Genomic DNA, 20,622 nt, shown 5'->3' with positions numbered 1-20,622 from the left:
GCGCAGGAGCCGGCCCTGCGGTGAAAGGCTGGAATTCTCCAGCATTGGCGAGTTCAGGTCGTCAGCAGATCCGATCGGCCAGCGCCGCCTTGACACCCGCGCTGGCCTGAAGAGCCCCGAGAATCTGCAGAGAGGCGATGGTGGACCGCGCCAGCTCAGGCGAAACATCCTCCTCGATGACCGCCATGCCGAGCACATGGATATGGAGCATCTCGCCGGAATTGTGCGCGGCCTCAAGATCCTTGCGGCTATATCGCCGCAGACCCAGGTCCAGCTGATGCCGGCTCAGCGATTTTTTCAGAGCCTCATCATGGCGGTCGATCTGATTGCGGATGGCGGTGCGGATGAAATCCGTGCGGTTGGAGTAAAACCCTTCGCGCACCAGAAGGTCCACTTGGCCCAGGTCCACGTAACCGAGGTTGATGGTGATCTTCTCGCTCTCCGCCTGCCGCGGCCTTAGCTCCTGCACCTTCTGGGCCATTTTTCCATCCCTAGACCATCTGTGTGGATGGTAGATGGTCCTGCCGGTCGCCCCATGCAAGGGGCTCAGGCGAACCATTTTGTCCCGTCAGGCACCGAGGCAGACGTCGACGGCAAAGTCTCCGGCTGCATCGCCCAGGGGGATGAGGAGCGGGCTTGTGGACAGTGCAACACCGTCGAGGGTTGCCGAAGCAATGCCCCGGCTCACCCCCTTCGGATTGTCCACGGTGATGCGATAGCGCGCCGCGCCATGGCGGATCGTGAGATCGAACCCGGGCCAGTCCCGCGGAATGCAGGGATCGAGGCGCAGCATGTCCCCTTCCTTGTGCAATCCGAGGATGCTCTCGATCCCCGCCCGCTGCATCCATCCCGCGGAGCCGGTGTACCAGGTCCAGCCACCGCGGCCCGCGTGGGGCGGCTCGGAATAGATGTCGGCAGCGAGCACGTAGGGTTCGACCTTGTAGCGCACCACGTCCGAGCGAGTGCGCGCGTGGTTGATGGGATTGAGCATGGAGAACAGGGCCGCGGCCTTGTCGCCTTCTCCCAGGGCCGCGAACGCCATCACGGACCAAAGCGCCGCATGGGTGTATTGGCCGCCATTCTCGCGGATGCCCGGCGGATAGCCCTTGATGTAGCCGGGATCCAGCGGCGTCCTGTCGAAGGGCGGCGTGAACAGCAGCGCCAGCCCTTCCCCCGGCCGGATCAACTCCCGCTCCACGGCCGCCATGGCGCGGACCGCCCGCGCGGGATCGCCCGCGCCGGAAAGCACCGCCCAGGACTGCGCGATGGAATCGATGCGGCATTCCTCGCTCAGGGCCGAGCCGAGCGGGGTGCCATCATCGAAGAAGGCGCGACGATACCATTCGCCGTCCCACGCCGTACGGTCGAGCGAGGCCTGAAGTCCTTTCGCATGCGCGAGCCATCGCGCGGCGCGCCCATCCTCTCCCCTTGCTTCAGCGAGGGGCGCAAACGCTGTCAGCGCAGCATGCAGGAACCAGGCGAGCCAGACGCTCTCGCCTTCGCCGCCTTCGCCCACACGGTTCATGCCATCGTTCCAGTCCCCGGTGCCGATCAGCGGCAGGCCGTGGCCGCCCAGCGCGAGGCTTTCGTCGAGGGCGCGGGCGCAGTGCTCGAAAAGGGATGCAGACTGATCGGAGACGCTGGGCGGAAAGAAGGCCTCGTGCTCGCCGGGATGGAGCCTCTGTCCTTCCAGGAAGGGCACCGCCTCATCGAGCACCGCCCGGTCGCCACTCACCTTCACATAGTGGGCGGTGGCATACGCGAGCCAGGCCCGGTCGTCCGAGATGCGGGTGCGCACGCCACGGCCGGAATGGGGCAGCCACCAATGCTGCACATCGCCCTCCACGAACTGCCGCCCGGCGGCGCGCAGGAGATGGGCGCGCGTCATGTCGGGACGCAGCGGCGCCAGGGCCATGCCGTCCTGTAACTGGTCGCGGAAGCCGTAGGCGCCGCTCGCCTGATAGAAGGCCGAGCGCGCCCATACCCGGCAGGCCAGCGACTGGTAGAGCAGCCAGCCGTTCAGCATGATGTCCATGGCGCGGTCGGGCGTGCGGACCTCGACGGCGCCGAGGATGGCGTCCCAGCCTTGGGTCACATCGGCCAGAACCGCGTCGAGGTCGGCGGCGCGGAACCGGGCGATCAGTTCGCGGGCCTCGGCCGTATCGGCGCCCTGGCCGAGCAGGATGACAATTTCCGCGCTGGCATTGGGGCGCAGGTCAACCGTGGTGCGCATGGCGCCGCAAGGGTCCAGACCCGCCCCCACCAACCCGGAGAACCGTCCGCCCCGCAGCATCGCCGCGGGCGCCGCGAGGGTGCCGTTTCGGCCGACGAATTCGCTGCGGTCGCCCGTCCAGTCGGTCTGGCGCCCGGCCATGTCGAGGAAGGCCACGCGGGCGCCGAAATCCCCGTTCCAGGGATTGCGGGCGAACAGCGCGCCGGTCTCGCCGTCGATGCCAGTGGTGACGAACGGAGAAGTTGCCGTCCGCGACGGACCAAGCACCCACTCCACATAGGCCGCGATGGAGAGCCGGCGCGGGCGAGGTGTCAGGTTGCGCAGCTTCAGGCGCGCGATCTTGATCGAACCGTCCACCGGCACGAACTGGATGAGCTCGCTGGCGATCCCATGGGCCGCATGGGTGAAGGCGCTGTAGCCGCGGCCGTGCCGGGCGACGTAGGTCGCCGCCTCGTCGCGCATGGGCAAGGCGGTCGGGGTCCAGACGGCGCCGGTCTCATCGTCGCGCAGGTAGAAAGCTTCGCCGGTCCGGTCGGTGACGGGATCGTTGGACCAGGGGGTGATCAGGTTCTCCCGGCTGTTTTCCGCCCAGGTGCAGCCGCTGCCTTCGGTGGCCACTTGGAAGCCGAACGCGGGGTTGGCGACGACATTGATCCACGGCGCCGGGGTGGACCGACCCGGGCCGAGCACAGTCACATATTCGCGCCCATTGTCGGCGAAGCCGCCAAGGCCGTTGAAGAATTCCAGCTCCGGCGCGATGGGCGGCGGCTCCGGCACCACCACGCGACGCTTGGGCGGGGCGCTGGCGGCGAATTCGGCTTCGCTGATCCGATCCAGCTGCTCCACGAGGCTGCCGCGCTGCGCCACGAGGACGATGCGGGCGATGGAGGACAGGAGCGATCGCGTTTCCCCCGGAATGAGATCGGCCCGCAGCACGAAGACCCGTCCCGTGGGTCCGTTCCGCTCCGCCTGCGGCTGCGAGCGGCTGGTGCGGACGAGGGCCTCGATGGCGATCTGCAGATCCTGCACGTAGGACGACTGGCGGTCATTGAGGATCACCAGATCCACCGCCAGCTGCTTCATGCGCCAGTAGGCGTGCGCCTTCAGCAGTTCGTGGGCGACATCGATGTCCTCGATATCGGAAATGCGCAGCAGCACGATAGGCAGGTCGCCGGAAATGCTCTGCGCCCAGAGGCCGGACTGCGGCCCCCCGCCGCGCAGGATAGTGTCGGACGAAGGGCGCAGCGTCGGCGCGGCGTAGATCGCGTAGCCGGCGAGCCGCTGGTAGGTGGCCGCATCGCTCGCGGTGATGCCGAGGTGGTAGAGCTCGACCTGGGCCTGCGTCCAGGCGAGGGTTGCCGCGCGGCTGTAGGCGGCAGTGTCGCGATGCCTGTCGATGCCGTCCAGCAGCGCGCTGCGGGTGGACGTGGCCATGGTCCAGAATGCCACCCGCGCCATGCCACCCGGCTCGATCCGCACGCGCCGGCGCAGGGCGAAGATCGGGTCCAGCACCCTGCCGGTGGTGTTCGAGAGGGGGCGCCCGTCGATGACCGCGATAGGGTCGCGCACGCCGTGGCCCCGACCGAGGAAGCGGGCCCGGTCGGTCTCGATCTCCGGCCCGCCCACGGCCTCGCCATCTAGCACGCTGAAATGGGCGGCCCAGATTTCCGGCTCGCCGGGCGAGCGCCGCCGGCGCGTCGCGAGGATCGCGCCGAGGTCGGGGAGGTATTCGGTCTCGACGAAGAGCTTGGAAAAGGCCGGATGGGCGATGTCGGAGGATTGGGGCGCCAGCACCAGCTCGGCGTAGGAGGTGATCTCCAGGTCCCGCCAACGGGTGCCCGCGTTGGAGAGCGAGACGCGACGCACCTCGGCATCGTCCTCTGCGGAGACGAGCACATCCAGCGATGTCTCCAGCGTGCCGTCGCGGCGCACGAATTCCGCGCGGTCCTCGTGGAAGGTCACATGATAGGCCGCCGGCTCGACGCCGCTCGGCTGCGCTCCGCACGACCAGACCTCTCCGCTGTGCACGTCGCGGATGAAGATATAGGAGCCGTAATCATCGCAGGTCGGATCCTCCCGCCAGCGGGTGACGGCGAAGTCGCCCCAGCGGCTGTAGCCGGAGCCCGCGGCCGTCAACATGGCGCAATAGCGCCCGTTGGACAGCAGGTGGGTGGCGGGCGTTGCCTGCCGGGCGGAGGTGAAGGTGCGGCCGGCAGGCGGATCCAGATCGCGGGTGCGGGCCGTCGACCGCCCGTCCGCCGACCAGGGGCGCACCACCGCCACGTCCCGTGGCGTGCGCTCCTGCAGCAGCAGTTCCGTCGCCTGGATCAGGGGCTCGGCGTGGAAGCGCGCGCGCATGATGCCGCCCATCAGCGTGTCGGCGATGGCGACGATGGTCATGCCCTGATGGTGCGCCATGAAGGCCTTCACCACGGCATGCCGCGCGCCCACAGGGACGCGGCTCGTGGTGTAGTCCAGCGCTTCGTAGAAGCCGTAGCGGCCGCGGCCGCCGGCCTCCCGGAGCCGGGCGAGATTGGCGCAGGCGGCGATCGGGTCGGCCATGGCGGCAAGAGCGGTCGCGTAGGGCGCGACCACCAGATTGTCGCCCAGCCCCCGCTTCAGCCCCAGGCCGGGAACGCCGAAATTGGAATATTGGTAGGTGAGCTCCAGGTTGCGGGCGTTGTAGGCGGATTCGGAAATCCCCCACGGCACCCGCAGGTCGGCCGCGTAATCGATCTGCCGGCGCACCACGAGCCGGTTGGTCTGGTCGAGCAGGCTGCCGGCCGGTGCGCGCATGATCAGCGACGGCATCAGGTATTCGAACATGGAGCCCGACCACGAGATCAGCGCGCCGCCATGGGCGATGGGCGTCACCGAGCGCCCGAGGCGGAACCAGTGCTTGGCTGGGACATCCCCCTTGGCGATGGCGAAGAAGCTGGCGAGGCGGGCTTCCGAGGCGAGAAGATCGTAGCAGCTGGGGTCGAGCGTCCCCTCCGCCACCAGATAGCCGATGGACAAGAGGTTGCGGTCGCGGGAGAGGAGGAAGCCGAACTCCATCTCAAGCGCCATGGCGCGGGCTGCATCCTCGAGGGCGGATAGGCGGAAGGCGAGCGCGGCGTCCTGCGTCTGGCTGTAAGCGATGTCCCGGCGATGGCTGGCGATGATGTCGAGACTGGCCCGCGCCCAGAACAGCATGTCCGCGCCGGCAGCGTCGCCGCGCTCGGTGGCGAGGGCGAGGGCGATATCCATCATCGTATCCGCGCCGGCGGCAAGCTCGGCGAGCCGGAGGGCGGGGTCCTCGTCCGCGTGTGAGGCCCGGCGCGCGCCGGCGGCAAGGGCAGCGAGGGTCTCGTCCAGCTGCGGGAGGGTCACCGTCTGGGTGCGCCTTCCGTCCGCGAGCAGGCCAGCCTCCTCGCGGGTCAGGTCCAGCGCATCGGCGATGCCGGCCAGACGCTGGGCGATGGGCTGCGCGGACGTCTTCCACTCGTTGAGCGCGTTGGCGAGCGCGATGAGGTGCCCGGCGAGGTTGCCGCTGTCGACTGTGGAGACGTATTTGGGGTCCAGCGGGCGCAGGTCGCTGGTATCGTACCAATTGAAGAAATGGCCGCGGAAGCGGGGAAGCCGCGCCATGGTGGCAAGGCTCGCCTCCAGCCGCCCCAAAGCGGCGCCCGTGCCGAGCCATCCGAAATCGCGGGCGCTCGCGATGGAGAGAAGATAGAGGCCCATGTTTGTCGGCGACGTGCGGTGCGCCACCACGGGCGCAGGGTCTTCCTGGAAGTTGTCCGGCGGCAGATGATGGTCGGAGGCCGTCACGAACGTCTCGAAGAACCGCCAGGTGCGCCGCGCGGTCAGCCGCAGAGTCTGGGCCTGGGCGTCGGACATTTCCAGCTGGCCCGCGGGGTGGGGTGCGCGGCTGATACGGTACGCCACGGCCGGCGATGCCACCCACGCGACGGCAAACACGGCCGCGAGCGGCCAGGCGCCCTCTCCCGCGACGGCGGCCACAGCCACCCCGACCGCTGCGATGACCAGAACTCCGGCCATCCGGCGGTAGGAGCCCACAAGGTCGAGCTGCCGGGCAAGGCTCGCCTGCGCGGCGGGCACCCATTCCAGCAGGTGGCTGCGGGTGACCAGCAGCCGCCACAGGGTGCGCACGATGGCATCGCCCATCAGCCAGGCCTCGTAGGCGAGGAACACCACATTGAGCATGGATTGCAGCGTCGCCAGCCGCAGGTCGGCCAGCAGGGCCCGCAGATGGCTGACGGCTGCGATGCCGCGCTGGCGGGGCACGATGGCCGCGAGGACCGGAATGAAGTGCGGCAGCGCCAGGGTGACGAGCACGGCGGCGGTCCAGAACAGCGCGGCGGCGAACGGCAGCGTCCACCCGGCGACCAGGGCCGCAACGGCCAGCGGCGCCGAGAGCGAACGGCGCAGATTGTCGAGCATCTTCCAGCGGCCCATGACGGGCATGGTGTCGAAACCGGGGGCGGCGCCGGGAAGCTTGGGGCCGCGTCCGAGAATCCAGGGCAGAAGCTGCCAGTCGCCCCGCGCCCAGCGATGCCGCCGCAGGGCGCTGACGTCGTAGCGGGCGGGAAACTCCTCCACGACTTCCACGTCGGAGGCGAGTCCAGCCCGCGCGAACACCCCCTCAAACAGATCATGGCTGAGCAGGGTGGAATCCGGCACGCGCCCGTTCAGCGCGGCCTCGAAGGCGTCAACGTCGTAGATGCCCTTGCCGACATAGGAGCCCTCGCCCGAGAGGTCCTGATAGACATCGGACACGGCCGAGCCGTAGGGGTCGATGCCGCTCATGGAGGAAAACGTGCGTTGGAACAGGGAGCCTTCCTCACCCATGGGCAGAGACGGCGTCACGCGCGGCTGCAGCACGCCATAGCCTTCCACGACGCGCCCCGCCGCCGCATCGAAGCGGGGTCGGTTGAGCGGATGGGCCATCTTGCCGATGAGCCGGCGGACCGTGTCGCGCGGCAGCCGGGTGTCGGCATCCAACGTCACCACATAGCGCACGTCATCCGGCAGGCTCGGCGGAGATCCGGCAATGTCCACGTACGTCGTGTCGGCGGCGCCGCGCAGCAGGCGGTTCAGCTCATGCAGCTTGCCGCGCTTGCGCTCCCAGCCGATCCAGCGCGCCTCGCCCGCATTCCACACCCGCCGCCGGTGCAGCAGGGCGAACCGGGCACCGCCCGGCGCGGGCCCGTAGCGCACGTTGAGAGCAGCAATCCCGGCCGCAGCCTCGGCGAGCAGGGCGTCGTCGCCGTCAGCATGCTCCGTCTCGGAATCGGTCCAGTCGGACAAGAGCGCGAAATGCAGGTCGCCTTCGGGACTGGCGAGGTGATGAATCTCCAGCCGTTCGACATTCTCCGCGATGGATGCGGGACTCGTCAGCAGGGTGGGCACCGCCACCAGGGTGCGCAGATGGGAGGGAACGCCATCGCGCAGCTCGAGCGCCGGCAGGGCCGTTGCCCCGAAGCCGAAGCTCATGGCGCGATTGACCAGCGCCACCGCGGCATCGATGGCCGGCACCGATCCGAGCAGAGTGAGAACAAAGAGCTGTGCAGCACCGACGCCGGCGGCACCGAGGGCGAGAAGCGGCAGGGCCAGAAGCACTGCTGCCGCGATGGCGATGGCGGCCACATAGCCGCCGACACCGAAAGCCCGGTTCAGGTGGGTGGAGATATTGCGGATGGGCAGGCGAAATCCGACGTGACGTTCGAAGGCGCGCCGTCCGCTTCCAATCAGGTGATAGCCGGGCTCGCAGTCACGCGGGAGCGGCTCCTGATCGGGATGCGCAGCGCAGGTCCGCTCGATCGCGGCAATGGCCTCCCGGGCGATGTCGAGTTCGCTGCGCCGGGATCCGCGCGCAAGCTGCTCGATCGCGTCCCGGTAGAGATTGCGGGTCGGAAAGTCCATGGCGTCATAGGCGCTTCCGGCGGACAGCAAAGCGTGGACGAGGCTGGTGCGCTCGAAGATGTCCGGCCAGTCCAGATCGGAGATCAGCCGCAGGCTGGTGATGATGTTGCGGATGGTGACGTTCGCCGCGCCCTGGCTGCGGTGCACGTCGCGCACCACCGTGTCGGCTGTCGTGTGCCGCGCCGCCAGGCGCTGGTCGAGCCAGACCAAAGCCGGAGTGATCCGCGGGTCCTGATCGCGCAGCCGGTGAACCAGCTGGACGGCGAAGGCGTCGGCGATCTGGCCCTGCTCATGCTTGCCGAGCACGCGTTCGACCGGCTCGCCGGGTGTCCCGCCGACGCCCAGCAGCCGATCGGCCAGAGCATCAGCCTCGCGCCGGGCGATCCGGTCGTCGACGATCGCCTCGGCTAGGCGCCGGAGATTCTCGATGAGCACGATCCGCAAGGTGATGGAGACCGCCCACAGCTCGCCGATGGTGAGCGGCTGGATCTCCTGATAGGCTGTGAGATAGCGCGTCAGCATCTCCGGATCGAAACGGCTGTCGGTATGGGCCACGAACGCCCATGCCACGCCGAACACGCGCGGATACCCCGCGAACGGCCCGCCGGCGAGCTTGGGAAGCTGGCGGTAGTAGCCCGGCGGCAGATCGGAGCGGATCTCCCGGATCTGCTTTTCCACCAGATGATAGTTGTCGATCAGCCATTCCGCCGACGGGGTGATGGCACCGCCTTCCGCGACGGATGTGGCGATGGCGCGGTGAGCGGCCAGCAGAGTGGCGCCATTGTCGGCGAGGCGGGCGGAGAGCGCGTGCCCCCGGGCGAGCCGCGGTTCCACCATCTGGGCGGACGCAAGGCTGCGGGCGTGCTCTTCAAGCCGTTCTGAACCGAACAGTTCCTCGCGGATGGGTTGCTGATCCCACGGGGAGGATGCGGGTGTGCGCCCGAAGGCACTGAGAAGAAGGGAAAGCAAATGGACCTTTCTGCCGCGTGGTGCGGCCGGCGATCGGCCGTGCGGAAAGCGCTGTCGATGTGCGCAGCTTCGCGTGCGGTCTCATGACCGGCGGGACACCGCGCTAATCCTGGATGGTGTCCGCGAAGGCCCGGGCGAAGCGGACGGCAAGGGCGCGGGCGTCGGCCTGGAGTTGCTCGGTGCTCTTGGGAGCGGCCGCGCTGTTGCGGACAGGCATCTCGAGCGTGAGGCTGCCGCCGCCACTGTCCTGCTCGCGCCAGATGACCCGGGCGAGGACGTGCTCCGCGTCGAGCGACTGGAAAACGATGTGGAGGCCCTTGTTCATGCGATCGAACGCCTTTCTTGCCGGAGGCACGGCGTGCGACGCGCCGCTCGCGTGCGATCGCGCGAAGGGGGCCGGGGCGCCGGCCGATGGTGGGCCCTAGAAGTCGGACGTAGACAGGCGGTGGAAGCTTTGCCGCCGCCGCGCATACACACCGCTCGCGGCGCGCTCGATCCGCTGCCGGTTGGTGTCGAAGGTGCGCAGGGAGGCGGCCTCGTCCTGGCCGCTCTGAGGACTGAACCGCGTCAGCACATCGGCGTCGAGATGGAATGCGATCTCGAACGCGGAATCGTGTCCCCAGAAGGTCACGCAGCGCCTGACGGGATCAAAGACGCGGCTCGCGTTGGGAAACTGAAGGGTCATGGAAGCCTCCTGTTTGCGGGCCGTCCGTCAAAGGAGGAGCGCGTCCGCCGACGGCGCTTCACCCGCCCTCGCGGATGTCTGCTGGTCCTTCAACACGGCGGCATCGAGTTCGGCGGCATTCACCGAGAGACACTTGCTCCGACCCGCAGGCGCCGCGAGGGCGGNCGTGTGCAGCATCGTCGCCATGCGCCGGTAGGCCAGGAATGAGACGCCGAGAAGCTGCTCCTCGTCGATGACGAGACGGTAGGTTCCCGCCGGGAGGTCGCCGTCCGCGTCGCTGAGGTGGAAGGCGTGGTCGAACGTGACCGTGGTTTCACGGGTGCGGACGTTCATGACAGCACCTCAGCCCTTCTTCTTGGGCGGACCCAAGGATACGGGGGATCCCTTCACGAACGACGCCGGCGGCTCGGGCACCTTGACCTTCTTCGGCTTCTTGGTTTCGCGATTGCCGCGCATCTGTCCTTTGGCCATGGCCGTCTCCTCTCGGGCACGTGGGTCGATCCTGCCGACGAAACGAAAAACGCCCTGCGACCATCAAGGGCCACAGGGCGTCGGGCGCTCTGCCAGGCAAAGGGATGGCACATCACCACCGGAGCTGCCGGTACATCCGCGGTCAGCCTTCGGCAACAATGATCAGTCCGGCATTCCTGAAAGACTCGGGCTGCCGGCCATCAGGTCAGCTCAGATCCTTGAGCATGTCCGCGGACATCTTCCCGCTCTTGCGATCGGCGACGAGCTCAAAGCCCACCTTCTGGCCTTCGCGCAGCTCGCCAAGGCCGGAGCGCTCGACAGCGCTGATATGGACGAACGCGTCATTGCCGCCCGCATCAGGAGCGATGAATCCAAAGCCCTTCTGGGCGTTGAACCACTTCACGGTTCCCTCAGTCATGGGAAACCCTCTCAATTTCGATAATTGGCTCACCGGCCCATGGCCAGTCGTCGACATCGCATTTTCTGGCGAGAATTTCTGGATGGGCGCAAAATACAAATCTGCGCGAAACCAATTAATCAGGCTTTGTATCGACCAGATCACTATGCTCCGATATTCGCGAGTGTGCAACATTATTTATACGTCAATCAATTCAACAAGGCGGCAGCCCGCCCATGTGCTAAGCTGATGGGCCAGTCCCCTTTGAGCAGACCTGACCCCAGGCTAGCCAGAAGCGCTTTTGTTTGCGCAGCCTGGCCAGACGCTCGAGCGCGGCAGAGCCCCACGGAGCGCCCTTGATCCCCCTCCAGATCCGCCACACCACCACCTATCGCTTCCATCGGCCGGTGACCTTCGGACCGCATCGACTGATGCTCCGCCCCAGGGAAAGCTGAAGCGCTCCCCATTTCCAGGCCATCCGGAGCTGGAAAATTCCGGGGTTAAGGCTCTTGCCCGAGGGGATGCCGGAGAGCCGTTCATGAGCGCAATCGGCCGCTTATTGTCGATCGCGCTGTGCGGCCGAAACTCGTTGTAGTCTCTCCACCAAGTCGCCATTTCGCCCGCGCGTCATCAAGGCTCATGAACCAATGCGTATTCAGGCATTCCGCCCGGAACTTGCCGGTGACGGACTCGATGAAGCCGTTGTCCGTCGGCTTGCCCGGGAGCGAGAAGTCGAGCGCTACGCCATTCTGATCGGCTCATAGGTCGAGGTCCCGACTGACGAATTCCGATCCCTGATTCACCCGGATGTTCCGCGGATAGCCCATGCTCCGGCAGATCCGTTCGAATGTCAGCACGACGCTGCGCCGGTCGCGTCTATGACTGGTGACCGGAGATTACGTTCCTCAGCCGCTGTCCGATCGTCGAGGGCGGGGTGGTAAATTGAGGAGGGCAGAGCAGCCGTTGCGGGGCGGCTGTTCTGCCCCCATCCGCCTCCGGCGGAGGCAGATGCCGATGGTCTATTCAACTGGCATTCGATTTTAACGTGAGCCCAGCGGTTTTGAGCGTCACAGGGCGCAATAAAAGCCCCTCGCGAATTCGCATTTTATCTGAGTCTGCGACGATGTCTCCGAGAAAAGACAACATCAACATCCGATCACTCGATGCTATATATGTTTCGATAGAGGTAAACATGATAATTGCACGTTCCAGTGCCGCCAAGCGTTGCATTTTATCATTTCTTGCCAGGCAGATGGGCCGCGTCAGAATGGATTTCCATCTGCATCGCGAGCACCCCTGCGTCTCCGCCTACGAGGCAGATTCAAGTTTTGCGGGATACCGCAGGAGGTTTTTCAGCCTTTTCTTCTGCAAGTAGGCGAATAAGAGTTTTGCGGATGGTTGGGTCCGTTTCAGTCTCGATTTTTTTTCAAAATTATTGATATTATTTCGATGCACGAAGTCGTCATGGATGCTGGGCATTGCGCGCTCCTTTCCGGAGGGCAGTTCTCAGACGAAACGCGACGCTACTCGTTTTACTACAATGCGTCCAAATATATGTACGTTGATCGTTGTGTTTTTCTGTTCCGCTCAAGCTGCCTATCTCGAACTTCTGTTCACCAGGTTGGGGGGCTGAAAGCGCCGCTACAGCCCCGGCGGACAGCAAATTGCCGGCGCCCGGCCTCCTCAATGCGGGCCGAAGTGCTTCAGGCCATCTCAACCTCGCGGATCGCGCCCCATGGCCTGCGTGGAGGCGGACGAATACCCTAGCCTTTGATAGGCCCCGGTTTAGGCAGTGGCCCCATAAATTTGCGCGCCTGAGCGTGTCATGATTCAAGCTCCCGAACTGGGAGGCTAACAGATGCGCCGCCACGAGCTGACCGACGAGGAATGGGCGATCATCGCGCCGCTGCTGCCGAACAAGGTGCGCGGCGTGGCGCGGGTGGATGACCGCCGGGTGATCAACGGCATCCTCTGGCGCTTTCGGACCGGTGCGCCGTGGCGGGATGTGCCGGAGCGCTATGGACCGCGTACAACCCTCTACAACCGTTTCGTGCGCTGGAGGGTCGCGGGGGTCTGGGACAAGCTGCTGGAAGCGGTCTCGGCCGCCTATGACGGGGACATCGTCATGATCGACAGCTCCTGCGTTCGCGTTCACCAGCACGGCGCCGCGATCAAAAAGGGGGCGATGACGATGGTTGCATGGGACGCTCCCGGGGTGGACTGACAACCAAGATCCACGTCTTGGTCGATGCGGAGGGCCGTCCGATCCACCTCTTGCTCACCGCAGGGCAGGCCGGCGACGCACCGGCCGGGCGCGAACTCCTGGCCCGGCTCGCACCCGGCAGCATCCTCCTCGCCGACAAGGCCTATGACACGGACGCCATCCGCGCCGAGACGGCGGAACGCGGCGCTTTCGCCAATGTGCCGCCTCGCACGATCCGCAAGCGCACCTTCGCCTTCAGTCCGTGGCTCTACCGCCAGAGGAACCTTGTCGAGCGCTTCTTCAACCGCATCAAGCAGATGCGCGGCCTCGCCACGCGCTACGATCGCCGTCCGAACATTCGGCCTTTTCGAGGTCGAACTCGCTCCATTCCGCCATCCTGAACTCGCCAGGCCTTGAAAAGAGGATCGGCATGAGCTCCAGCGCAGCTCTTGTCGTGGGTTGCCCGTCGAAGCCCGCAATGGCACGAAGCAGCGCTCCAAAGGCTTTCGGGTCGGTCACTGCCGGACGATGCACGACCGTCGGGGTGACGAGAGACCCCTTCAAGGCGAGGGTTGGATCTCGATCCGTCCGAGCTGTCGCAGCCGCATATCGGAAAACGCGTCCAATGGTTGATCGGAGCCGACCGGCACTTTCATGACGCCCCCGTGCCTCCATCTTTTTTCAGCACGGAGAGCACCTCCGCCGCGGTGATCTCCGAGATTAGGCGATTTCCAAGTTCCTCCCTGGCGAACCCCAACAGCCAAGCGACCTTGTCCAGCGTTGTGGCGGACCGATTTTCCTGAGCCAGCTTTTCCAGAAGCTCGTCGGCGATGAGATTGAACGTGTTCGCTGCCGCCGTCTGACGCGCAGCTTTCTCCGCCTTTGCCTTCGCGGCTGGATCGACACCCGCCGCCAAAGCCGACTTTGCTGCGTCCCCTGCTTTTCAGGCGTCGGCCAGCCCAACTGCCGGGTAGGCGCCGAGCGCGAGTTGCTTCTGTTTGCCTTCGAATCGGTAAGCCAAGCGCCAAAGACGGCCGCCCGTGGGCGTGACCAGCAGGTGAAGGCCGCCTCCGTCAGACAACTTCACGGGACGCGGCTGGGGTTTGGCGGTACGAACGGCGACATCAGAAAGCGCCATATTGTTGGCATGATTGTTGGCACCTGACGATGCCAACAATCATGCCAACAAATCCGCTGAATGCCAACAGCTGAGGGCTTATGCCCACTAACGCCGACCTAGCGAAAACCCCTGTATCTGGGCCATTTTCTTTACGTCGGTGAATGTCAGCTAAGGGGGAAATGGTGCCGGGTGAGGGGATCGAACCCCCGACCTTCGGTTTACAAAACCGCTGCACTACCGCTGTGCTAACCCGGCTCCGGCCCCATGCTCTAGCAGCGCGCCAAGGGCTGAACAAGCGGGGGGAGGGGGAAATGAAAACGGCCCCGCCTTGGGCGGAGCCGTTCGATTGCGGGGAGACGCGCGGCGGGGCCGCGCGCAACCTCAGTGCCAGTGATCGATGTTGCGATCCTTGGTCTCGGGCACGAACAGAAGACCGATGACGAAGGTCATCAGCGCGATCACGATCGGGTACCAGAGGCCGTAGTAGATGTCGCCGGTGGCGGCCACCATGGCGAAGGCGGTGGCCGGCAGCAGGCCGCCGAACCAGCCGTTACCGATATGGTAGGGAAGCGACATGGAGGTGTAGCGGATGCGGGCCGGGAACAGCTCGACCAAAGCTGCCGCGATCGGGCCGTACACCATGGTCACGAACAGCACGAGGATGAACAGCAGCCCGATCACCGCCGCCACCTGCGGGCGGAAGATGTCGAACGGATGCGCCATCTTCACGACGTCCTTGTTGGTCGCCGCCGACGGGTAGCCCGCCGTCTGGAGCGCCGCAAGGGCCGCCTTGTTGAAGTCGGGGCTGTAGGGCACGACCGCGTCATTGACCTTCAACTGCACCGGGGAACCGGCGGGGCCGGCCTCGGTCGAGTACTTCACCGAGGACTTCGCAAGGAAGTCGCGGGCGAGGTCGCAGGGCTGGGTGTAGATGCGGGTGCCCACCGGGTTGAACAGGCTTCCGCAGTTCGCCGGATCGGACACAACCGTGACCCGGATGTTCTGGATCGCCTTTTCCAGCGCCGGGTTGGCGTAGGTGGTGATCATGTTGAACAGCGGGAAGTAGCTCGCCGCGGCGATCAGGCAGCCGGCGAGGATGATCGGCTTGCGGCCGATCTTGTCGGACAGCCAGCCGAAGAACACGAAGAACATCGTGCCGAACACCAGCGACCACGCGATGAGCAGGTTCGAGGTGTAGCCGTCGACCTTGAGGATCGATTGCAGGAAGAACAGGGCATAGAACTGGCCCGTGTACCAGACCACGCCCTGGCCGGCGACGAGGCCGAACAGCGCGATCAGCACGAACTTGAGGTTGCCCCACTGGCCGAAAGCCTCCGAGAGCGGAGCCTTCGAGGTGGTGCCATCCTCCTTCATCTTCTGGAAGGTCGGCGATTCGGAGAGCTGGAGACGAATCCAGACCGAGATGCCGAGCAGCACGATGGAGACGAGGAATGGCACGCGCCACCCCCAGGCCGCGAAATTCTGCTCGCCCACGATGGTGCGGGTGAACAGGATGACGATCAGCGAGAGGAACAGGCCGAGGGTCGCCGTGGTCTGGATCCACGAGGTGTAGAAGCCGCGGCGGCCGTGCGGGGCGTGCTCCGCCACGTAGGTCGCGGCGCCGCCATACTCACCGCCGAGGGCTAGGCCCTGCAGCAGGCGCAGGCCGATCAGGATGATCGGGGCGGCGATGCCGATGGAGGCCGCGTTGGGCAGGATGCCGACGATGAAGGTCGACAGGCCCATGATGAGGATGGTGACGAGGAAGGTGTACTTGCGGCCGACGAGATCGCCGATGCGCCCGAACACGATGGCGCCGAAGGGGCGCACCAGGAAGCCGGCAGCGAAGGCCAGCAGCGCGAAGATGTCGCGCGTGGCCGGCGGATAGGCGGAGAAGAACTGTGCGCCGATGATGGCTGCCAGCGAGCCATACAGATAGAAATCATACCACTCGAAGACGGTGCCCAGGGACGAGGCGAAGATGACCTTCTTCTCCTCCCGGCTCATGGGGCGAGGCTTGGCTGCCGCCCCCGCTGTGGTCACGCTCATGGAACCTATCCCTCCCATCGCTTCGGGTTCCGCCGCCGGCGGATGTCGGACCCAACAGGTCCTGCGAGAGAGGGTCTTTTCGGCGCAAGCCCACCGCGCCGTGCGCACGCGGGAGTGCGACGGATCTCAGGGCGTTCCTCCGGTAGACCCTCTGGGTTCCGCGTCATTGTTGGCGCGCGGATATCCCGCAGGGCTGGGCGCGCACGGCGCGCCGAGCGGTATCATGGCGAAGGTGTGGCGACCTTACGATTGGTCATTGGTCTTAGGTGCAAGGCGAAAAATGCATGCGCCGCAGCATGGCGGCCTGCCTTCTGGCAGGCCTGCCCCGCGTCAGCTCTTCTTCAGCGCGCGGCGGGCGATGCCGAGGGCCAAGGCGGCGGCATTGGAAACGTTGAGGCTCTTGATGGCGCCGGGCAGATCGATGCGCGCCAGCACGTCGCACGTCTCGCGGGTGAGCTGGCGCAGGCCCTTGCCCTCGGCGCCCAGCACCAGGGCGAGAGGGGCCCGCAACCGGGTGTCCTCGATGTCCGCCGGCCCCTCGCTGTCGAGGCCGACCACCAGCATGCCGTTGTCCTTCAGCTCGGTCAGCGCCCGCGACAGATTCTGCACCAGGCAGAAGGGCACGTGCTCCAGCCCGCCTGACGCGCTCTTGGCCAGCACGCCGGTGGCCGCCGGGCTGTGACGGGCGGTGGTGACGATGGCGCTCACCCCGAACGCCGCCGCCGAGCGCACGATAGCGCCGACATTGTGCGGGTCGGTGATCTGGTCGAGCACGAGGACAAGCTCGCTTTGCGCGAGATCCTTGAGCGGGGGCGACCGCAGGTGGTCGACCTCCGCCAGGAGGCCCTGATGCACCGCATCCGGCCCCAGCAGCTTGTCGATGTCGCCGGGGCGCACCAGCTCGGGCGTGACCGGCGGGACAAGTCCCTCCTCGGCGAGGCGGTTGATCGCGTTTTCCGTCGCCATCAGCTTGCGGAACCGCCGCTTGGGATTGCCGATGGCCTCGGCGACCGTATGCCAGCCATAGAGAAGCGCGACATCGTCCGCGCCGGCCCACGGTGGCGGCTTGCCGCCACCCTTGCCCTTGCGCGGGGGAAACGGCGCGCCGGATGGGCGCGGGCCGCCACGGCCGGCGAAGGGCGGGCGGGCGCCGGGGCGGCGAGGTTCGCGGGGCGGACGATCAGACATGACGTGGCTTTGTCAGACACCGCCGCCGCGCGCAAGGGGCGGCGGGGCCCGGACAGGCGTTTCGGGGCCGGTTGCGGTGGCACGGCCGGCCCGGCCGTCCACAGGGGCGGGGATCGAGGCGCATGGGCGGGCGATTTCCGGTTGACTTCGGCACGGTGTTTTCACATAAACCCGGCCTCGGATGGCGATTTGAGTTCACGCTCTGCGTCACCTTCGGCCGCTGGCGCTTTCCTGCATCACCAGTCCGGCTCGAAGCCTTCCTGCTCCGGCATGAAGGTCCGCGATGACGGGCGTCGTTATGGAGGGGTGCCCGAGTGGTTAAAGGGGACGGACTGTAAATCCGTTGGCTCTGCCTACGTTGGTTCAAATCCAACCCCCTCCACCACCCGTCGTCGCAATGCGCTCTCACGAGCGCGGGGCCGGTGTCCGCCGGCCCGCGGAAGCAGGAGGGAGCCGGCCTGTCCGGTCGCCCGTCACCTCTTCCGCGCTTTGAACCGGCATGCTAAGCCAGCCGGCATGCGGGTGTAGCTCAATGGTAGAGCAGCAGCCTTCCAAGCTGAATACGAGGGTTCGATTCCCTTCACCCGCTCCAGCCCTGTCTCCTGAATTTCAGGCCGTGCCTGTCCGCGCCGTTCCAGCCGGCTCATGAGCGCCGATCGCCTGGGGTGCTGACCTCCCGATTCGTCGGGACGCGACCATGCCGGTGATGCGGCGACTCCGATGGCCGTGACGATTATGCTCCCAGAACGAAAGCGGCCGCCAGGGGCGTTCGGAGCCCCTGACGGCCTGGAACCTCGCTCGCTGCACGGCGGCCCCGAGCCGACATCGCACACCCCACCGAGGTCGAGGTTCCAATCCTTCAAACAGTCGTCAGGCGACCGTTCACTGCACCGCGTTGATGGCGAGGCCTTCCACGTAGGTGAACTTCGCGTTGACACCCTGCTGCAGCGTCTGGAGGTCGCTGAGAACCTTGCCGTTGGCGGCCTTCAGGGTGCGCAGGTAGCCATCGGGGCCGGGGAAGCTCACGGTGCCCGCGGCCGGATCGGTGCCGACGACGGGGGCGACGATCGTCACCTCGCGCAGGCCGAAGCCCTCGGGCAGGCCGGGCAGGCCGTCGTTCACCACGACCTCGTTCAGGACTTCAGCGGGCTCGTTCTTGGCGGGCTTGGCAATGGCGGTGACCACGCCGGGCAGCTTGCGGATCAGCAGGCTCTGGCCGTTGCGGAAGGCGGTGAGGTCGCCCACCAGCGGCGGGGCGATGACGGCCCAGCGCTTGCCGGCCGGGGTCTCGAGCACGACCCGGCGGGTCGCCGGATCGGCAGAGACGAAGCGGACCTTGTAGGTGAGGACGGTGGCGCTGCCGACGCCCGGCAGGGTCACGACCTCGACCGCCTCGGGCTTCGGCACGGCGGGTGCCTGGGCCGCGGCCGGCAGGGCGGCGGCGAGGCTGGCGGCGGCAAGGCTGCCGGCAGCGACGGCCAGCTTCAGCGTGCGAAAGGTCATCTCATTTTCCTTTTGGTAGACCCGGCACCCGGGCCGGGAGTTCGGGAACAGTCAATGAACGCCCTCTACGCAGGCGGCCGGTGAGGTCGCCTGCGTCCGGAGGGCGGATCGTTTCTCTGCGGGAGGGCGCCGGAGCCAGCGCCCTGGTGTCAGGACGCCTTGACTTCAGGAATCGTCCAGGTGCCGTCGAGGATCGAAGGCTTCTTGGGGTTCGGCCAGTACATGCGCAGCATGAGGATGAACTCGCCCGCCGGTGCCGGCAGCCAGTTCGACTCCTTGTCCGCTCCCGGCGAGTCGTGCTGGACGTAGAGGTCGATCGAGCCATCGGCGTTGGCCTTCAGGTTCTGCCGGGCGCTGATCGAGTAGCGGTTGATGGGATTGGCGACGAAGAAATACTTGTCGTCATACATGGTGAGGGACCAGAAGCCCTTCACCGGAGGCAGCTGCCCCTTGGGGAAATGCATAACATACTTATTGGCGCCGTTGTACTTGCGCGCGAAGACGCCGCTGCCGGACTTCAGCGAGATGGGATAGATCGCGTCCTCGGGGCGGTTGGCACCGAGCCCGACGGCGGTGATCAGCGCGCGCTGCATGTAGTCGGTGCCGTAGAGGCCGGTCTTGGTGCTGTAGCGCCAGCCGTTGACGTTCTTGAAGTCTCCGCTGGTGACCATGTGCAGCATGACACGGTCGACGCTGATCTTTTTCACCCGGTCGAGCACTTCGGGATTGGCGGCCTTGGCGTCGAAATCCTTGCCGGGCACGATGCCGATCTCGGCGAGCTTCGGCAGGATGGGCGCATCGGCGGGAACGGGCGGGTTGGTCTTCATCAGCTCCGCCAGAAGCTTGAAGTACTCGACGCCGCTCAGGGCGTTCACCTGCTCGCGCACCGCCGTCTTCATGTCGACGGACGGGTCCACCTTGCCGGCGGGCGGGGTGTAGTCCTTGCCATAGGCGCTGAGGGGATAGACCTTGCAGGCATCCTGCAGCGCATGGACGGCGGCGTAATCCTCCGGCGTGCCGGTGCAGTAGATGCGGCCGAGCAGCCAGACGAGCGCGGTCGGCGACTTGTACTGGACGACGCCCGCCGGGAGCGTGCCCTTCCAGCCGGGGCCGGTGATGGCATAGGTCTGCGCGCCGGTGCCCGTGGTGCGGGTGCCGGGAACCTGGAACACGTTGGTCCAGCCGTCCAGCATGGGGAAGAGGTAATAGCGCCCCTTCATGTCGGGGATGCTGACGATCCACGGCTCCTTGGCCAGGTCGAGCCACGTCATCGTGTAGAGCGTATCCGCGTTGGGTGCGGTCACGTCGCGGAAGCTCGCATCGGGATAGGCGCGCAGGCGCGCGAATTGCCCCATGGGCGCATGGCTGCCCTCGGGGGTCGCCACATTGGTCATCACCCGACGCGTGAACTCCATGGTCACGAGCGGGTAGCCGTAGATATAGGCATCAGACGCGGCGCGCAGATCTTCCGCGTCCGTCACCATTTCGCCGATGAAGCCTTCCGCCTGCGCTGAGCCAAGCGCTGAGCTCGCACCCAGAAGGCCGAGACCGGCCGTAACTGTGCGCCTGGAAACTTTCATTGCGTATCCCCCAATCGATAAAGAGCAGCTTGCGTTGCATCTAGCCGCCCTGCGGCGCGGCGGGACGTTATCTCAAGCCCAAGCGCCGCGTTTTGCTTTGCGCGCCATCGCACAGGGGGCGGGGAAATAAGTTGATACCTGCCGATACGTCGGGTGGTAGTTTAGTAATCTCAGTCAGTTCGGAGGCCATTTCTTAAAGCAGGATTTATTCAACGCCTGCGCCGATTTCGTCGATCTTCGCGGGTCGAGGGAGGGCGACGCATTTTTCCCCGCCGAAAATTGGCTTCAACTTCTCG

General features: G+C 66.2%; 14 protein-coding genes, 3 tRNA genes and 2 pseudogenes. 4 read left to right on the top strand and 15 right to left on the bottom strand.

Translation table 11 applies throughout. The annotated features are described in order from the left end of the window. Positions 1 to 61: 61 nt before the first annotated feature. The 7 genes from XAN126_RS0117370 to XAN126_RS0117340 form a co-directional block, all read right to left on the bottom strand. Positions 62 to 481 (bottom strand): CopG family transcriptional regulator, encoded by a 420-nt coding sequence (locus tag XAN126_RS0117370; protein ID WP_024279856.1) that lies wholly within the window; start codon positions 479 to 481, stop codon positions 62 to 64. An 87-nt stretch (positions 482 to 568) separates the two neighbouring features. After that, on the bottom strand, positions 569 to 9,130 hold the full coding sequence (locus XAN126_RS0117365) for a glucoamylase family protein (RefSeq protein ID WP_024279855.1): 8,562 nt from the start codon (positions 9,128 to 9,130) through the stop codon (positions 569 to 571). A gap of 103 nt (positions 9,131 to 9,233) precedes the next feature. Continuing rightward, complete coding sequence (locus XAN126_RS0117360) at positions 9,234 to 9,455, bottom strand: hypothetical protein (protein ID WP_024278068.1); 222 nt, start codon at positions 9,453 to 9,455, stop codon at positions 9,234 to 9,236. A gap of 96 nt (positions 9,456 to 9,551) precedes the next feature. After that, positions 9,552 to 9,815, bottom strand: coding sequence for a DUF1488 domain-containing protein (locus tag XAN126_RS0117355; protein ID WP_024278067.1), 264 nt, complete (start codon positions 9,813 to 9,815; stop codon positions 9,552 to 9,554). Between the two features lie 27 nt (positions 9,816 to 9,842). Next, entirely contained in the window at positions 9,843 to 10,148 is a 306-nt protein-coding gene (locus XAN126_RS0117350; protein WP_024279854.1) for a hypothetical protein, read from the bottom strand. 9 nt (positions 10,149 to 10,157) lie between these two features. Next, positions 10,158 to 10,286: a hypothetical protein gene (locus XAN126_RS29305; RefSeq protein WP_280938289.1), complete on the bottom strand. Its 129-nt coding sequence runs from the start codon at positions 10,284 to 10,286 to the stop codon at positions 10,158 to 10,160. 205 nt (positions 10,287 to 10,491) lie between these two features. Further along, positions 10,492 to 10,704 carry a cold-shock protein gene (locus XAN126_RS0117340; protein ID WP_024278065.1) on the bottom strand — a complete coding sequence of 71 codons (213 nt, stop codon included), beginning with the start codon at positions 10,702 to 10,704 and terminating at the stop codon, positions 10,492 to 10,494. A 335-nt stretch (positions 10,705 to 11,039) separates the two neighbouring features. On the opposite strand from XAN126_RS0117340, the pseudogene XAN126_RS28440 reads away from it, so the two are divergent. Then, positions 11,040 to 11,135 (top strand): annotated as a pseudogene (locus tag XAN126_RS28440) (transglutaminase N-terminal domain-containing protein); the annotation flags it as partial. 82 nt (positions 11,136 to 11,217) lie between these two features. Here XAN126_RS28440 and XAN126_RS28435 read toward each other — a convergent pair. Further along, positions 11,218 to 11,513 (bottom strand): annotated as a pseudogene (locus tag XAN126_RS28435) (integrase core domain-containing protein); the annotation flags it as partial. Between the two features lie 1,028 nt (positions 11,514 to 12,541). Here XAN126_RS28435 and XAN126_RS27880 point away from each other — a divergent pair. Beyond that, positions 12,542 to 13,287, top strand: a protein-coding gene (locus tag XAN126_RS27880; protein WP_197024053.1) for an IS5 family transposase whose coding sequence is annotated in 2 segments (ribosomal slippage) — positions 12,542 to 12,854 and positions 12,854 to 13,287 — 747 coding nt in all. Because the reading frame shifts where the segments join, the coding sequence is not laid out codon by codon here. Positions 13,288 to 13,538: 251 nt separating this feature from the next. Here the strand turns inward: XAN126_RS27880 and XAN126_RS29105 are convergent. From XAN126_RS29105 to rlmB, 5 genes are all read right to left on the bottom strand, one after another. Continuing rightward, positions 13,539 to 13,802: a hypothetical protein gene (locus XAN126_RS29105; protein WP_024279851.1), complete on the bottom strand. Its 264-nt coding sequence runs from the start codon at positions 13,800 to 13,802 to the stop codon at positions 13,539 to 13,541. Positions 13,803 to 13,829: 27 nt separating this feature from the next. After that, entirely contained in the window at positions 13,830 to 14,024 is a 195-nt protein-coding gene (locus XAN126_RS29100; RefSeq protein WP_245272384.1) for an Arm DNA-binding domain-containing protein, read from the bottom strand. A 162-nt stretch (positions 14,025 to 14,186) separates the two neighbouring features. Next, positions 14,187 to 14,261, bottom strand: a tRNA-Thr gene (locus XAN126_RS0117320). Between the two features lie 126 nt (positions 14,262 to 14,387). Continuing rightward, the gene (locus XAN126_RS0117315; protein WP_024279850.1) at positions 14,388 to 16,055 is read right to left on the bottom strand and encodes an MFS transporter; all 1,668 of its coding nucleotides are present in this window, start codon (positions 16,053 to 16,055) and stop codon (positions 14,388 to 14,390) included. 330 nt (positions 16,056 to 16,385) lie between these two features. Then, positions 16,386 to 17,243, bottom strand: a complete 858-nt coding sequence (gene rlmB, locus XAN126_RS0117310) for a 23S rRNA (guanosine(2251)-2'-O)-methyltransferase RlmB (protein ID WP_024279849.1) — start codon at positions 17,241 to 17,243, stop codon at positions 16,386 to 16,388. A 300-nt stretch (positions 17,244 to 17,543) separates the two neighbouring features. On the opposite strand from rlmB, the gene XAN126_RS0117305 reads away from it, so the two are divergent. After that, positions 17,544 to 17,628: transfer RNA gene (locus tag XAN126_RS0117305), tRNA-Tyr, on the top strand. Between the two features lie 133 nt (positions 17,629 to 17,761). Beyond that, a tRNA-Gly gene (locus tag XAN126_RS0117300) sits at positions 17,762 to 17,835 on the top strand. Positions 17,836 to 18,125: 290 nt separating this feature from the next. On the opposite strand, the gene XAN126_RS0117295 is transcribed toward XAN126_RS0117300, so the two are convergent. Continuing rightward, the gene (locus XAN126_RS0117295; protein WP_024279848.1) at positions 18,126 to 18,746 is read right to left on the bottom strand and encodes a hypothetical protein; all 621 of its coding nucleotides are present in this window, start codon (positions 18,744 to 18,746) and stop codon (positions 18,126 to 18,128) included. A 149-nt stretch (positions 18,747 to 18,895) separates the two neighbouring features. Continuing rightward, entirely contained in the window at positions 18,896 to 20,326 is a 1,431-nt protein-coding gene (locus XAN126_RS0117290) for a DUF1254 domain-containing protein (RefSeq protein WP_024279847.1), read from the bottom strand. Positions 20,327 to 20,622: the final 296 nt, after the last annotated feature.

The organism is Xanthobacter sp. 126, from assembly GCF_000526175.1.
GTDB lineage: Bacteria > Pseudomonadota > Alphaproteobacteria > Rhizobiales > Xanthobacteraceae > Xanthobacter > Xanthobacter aminoxidans.
Note: the sequence above shows the minus strand (reverse complement) of the source record. Positions and strands in the feature narration are given on the sequence as shown.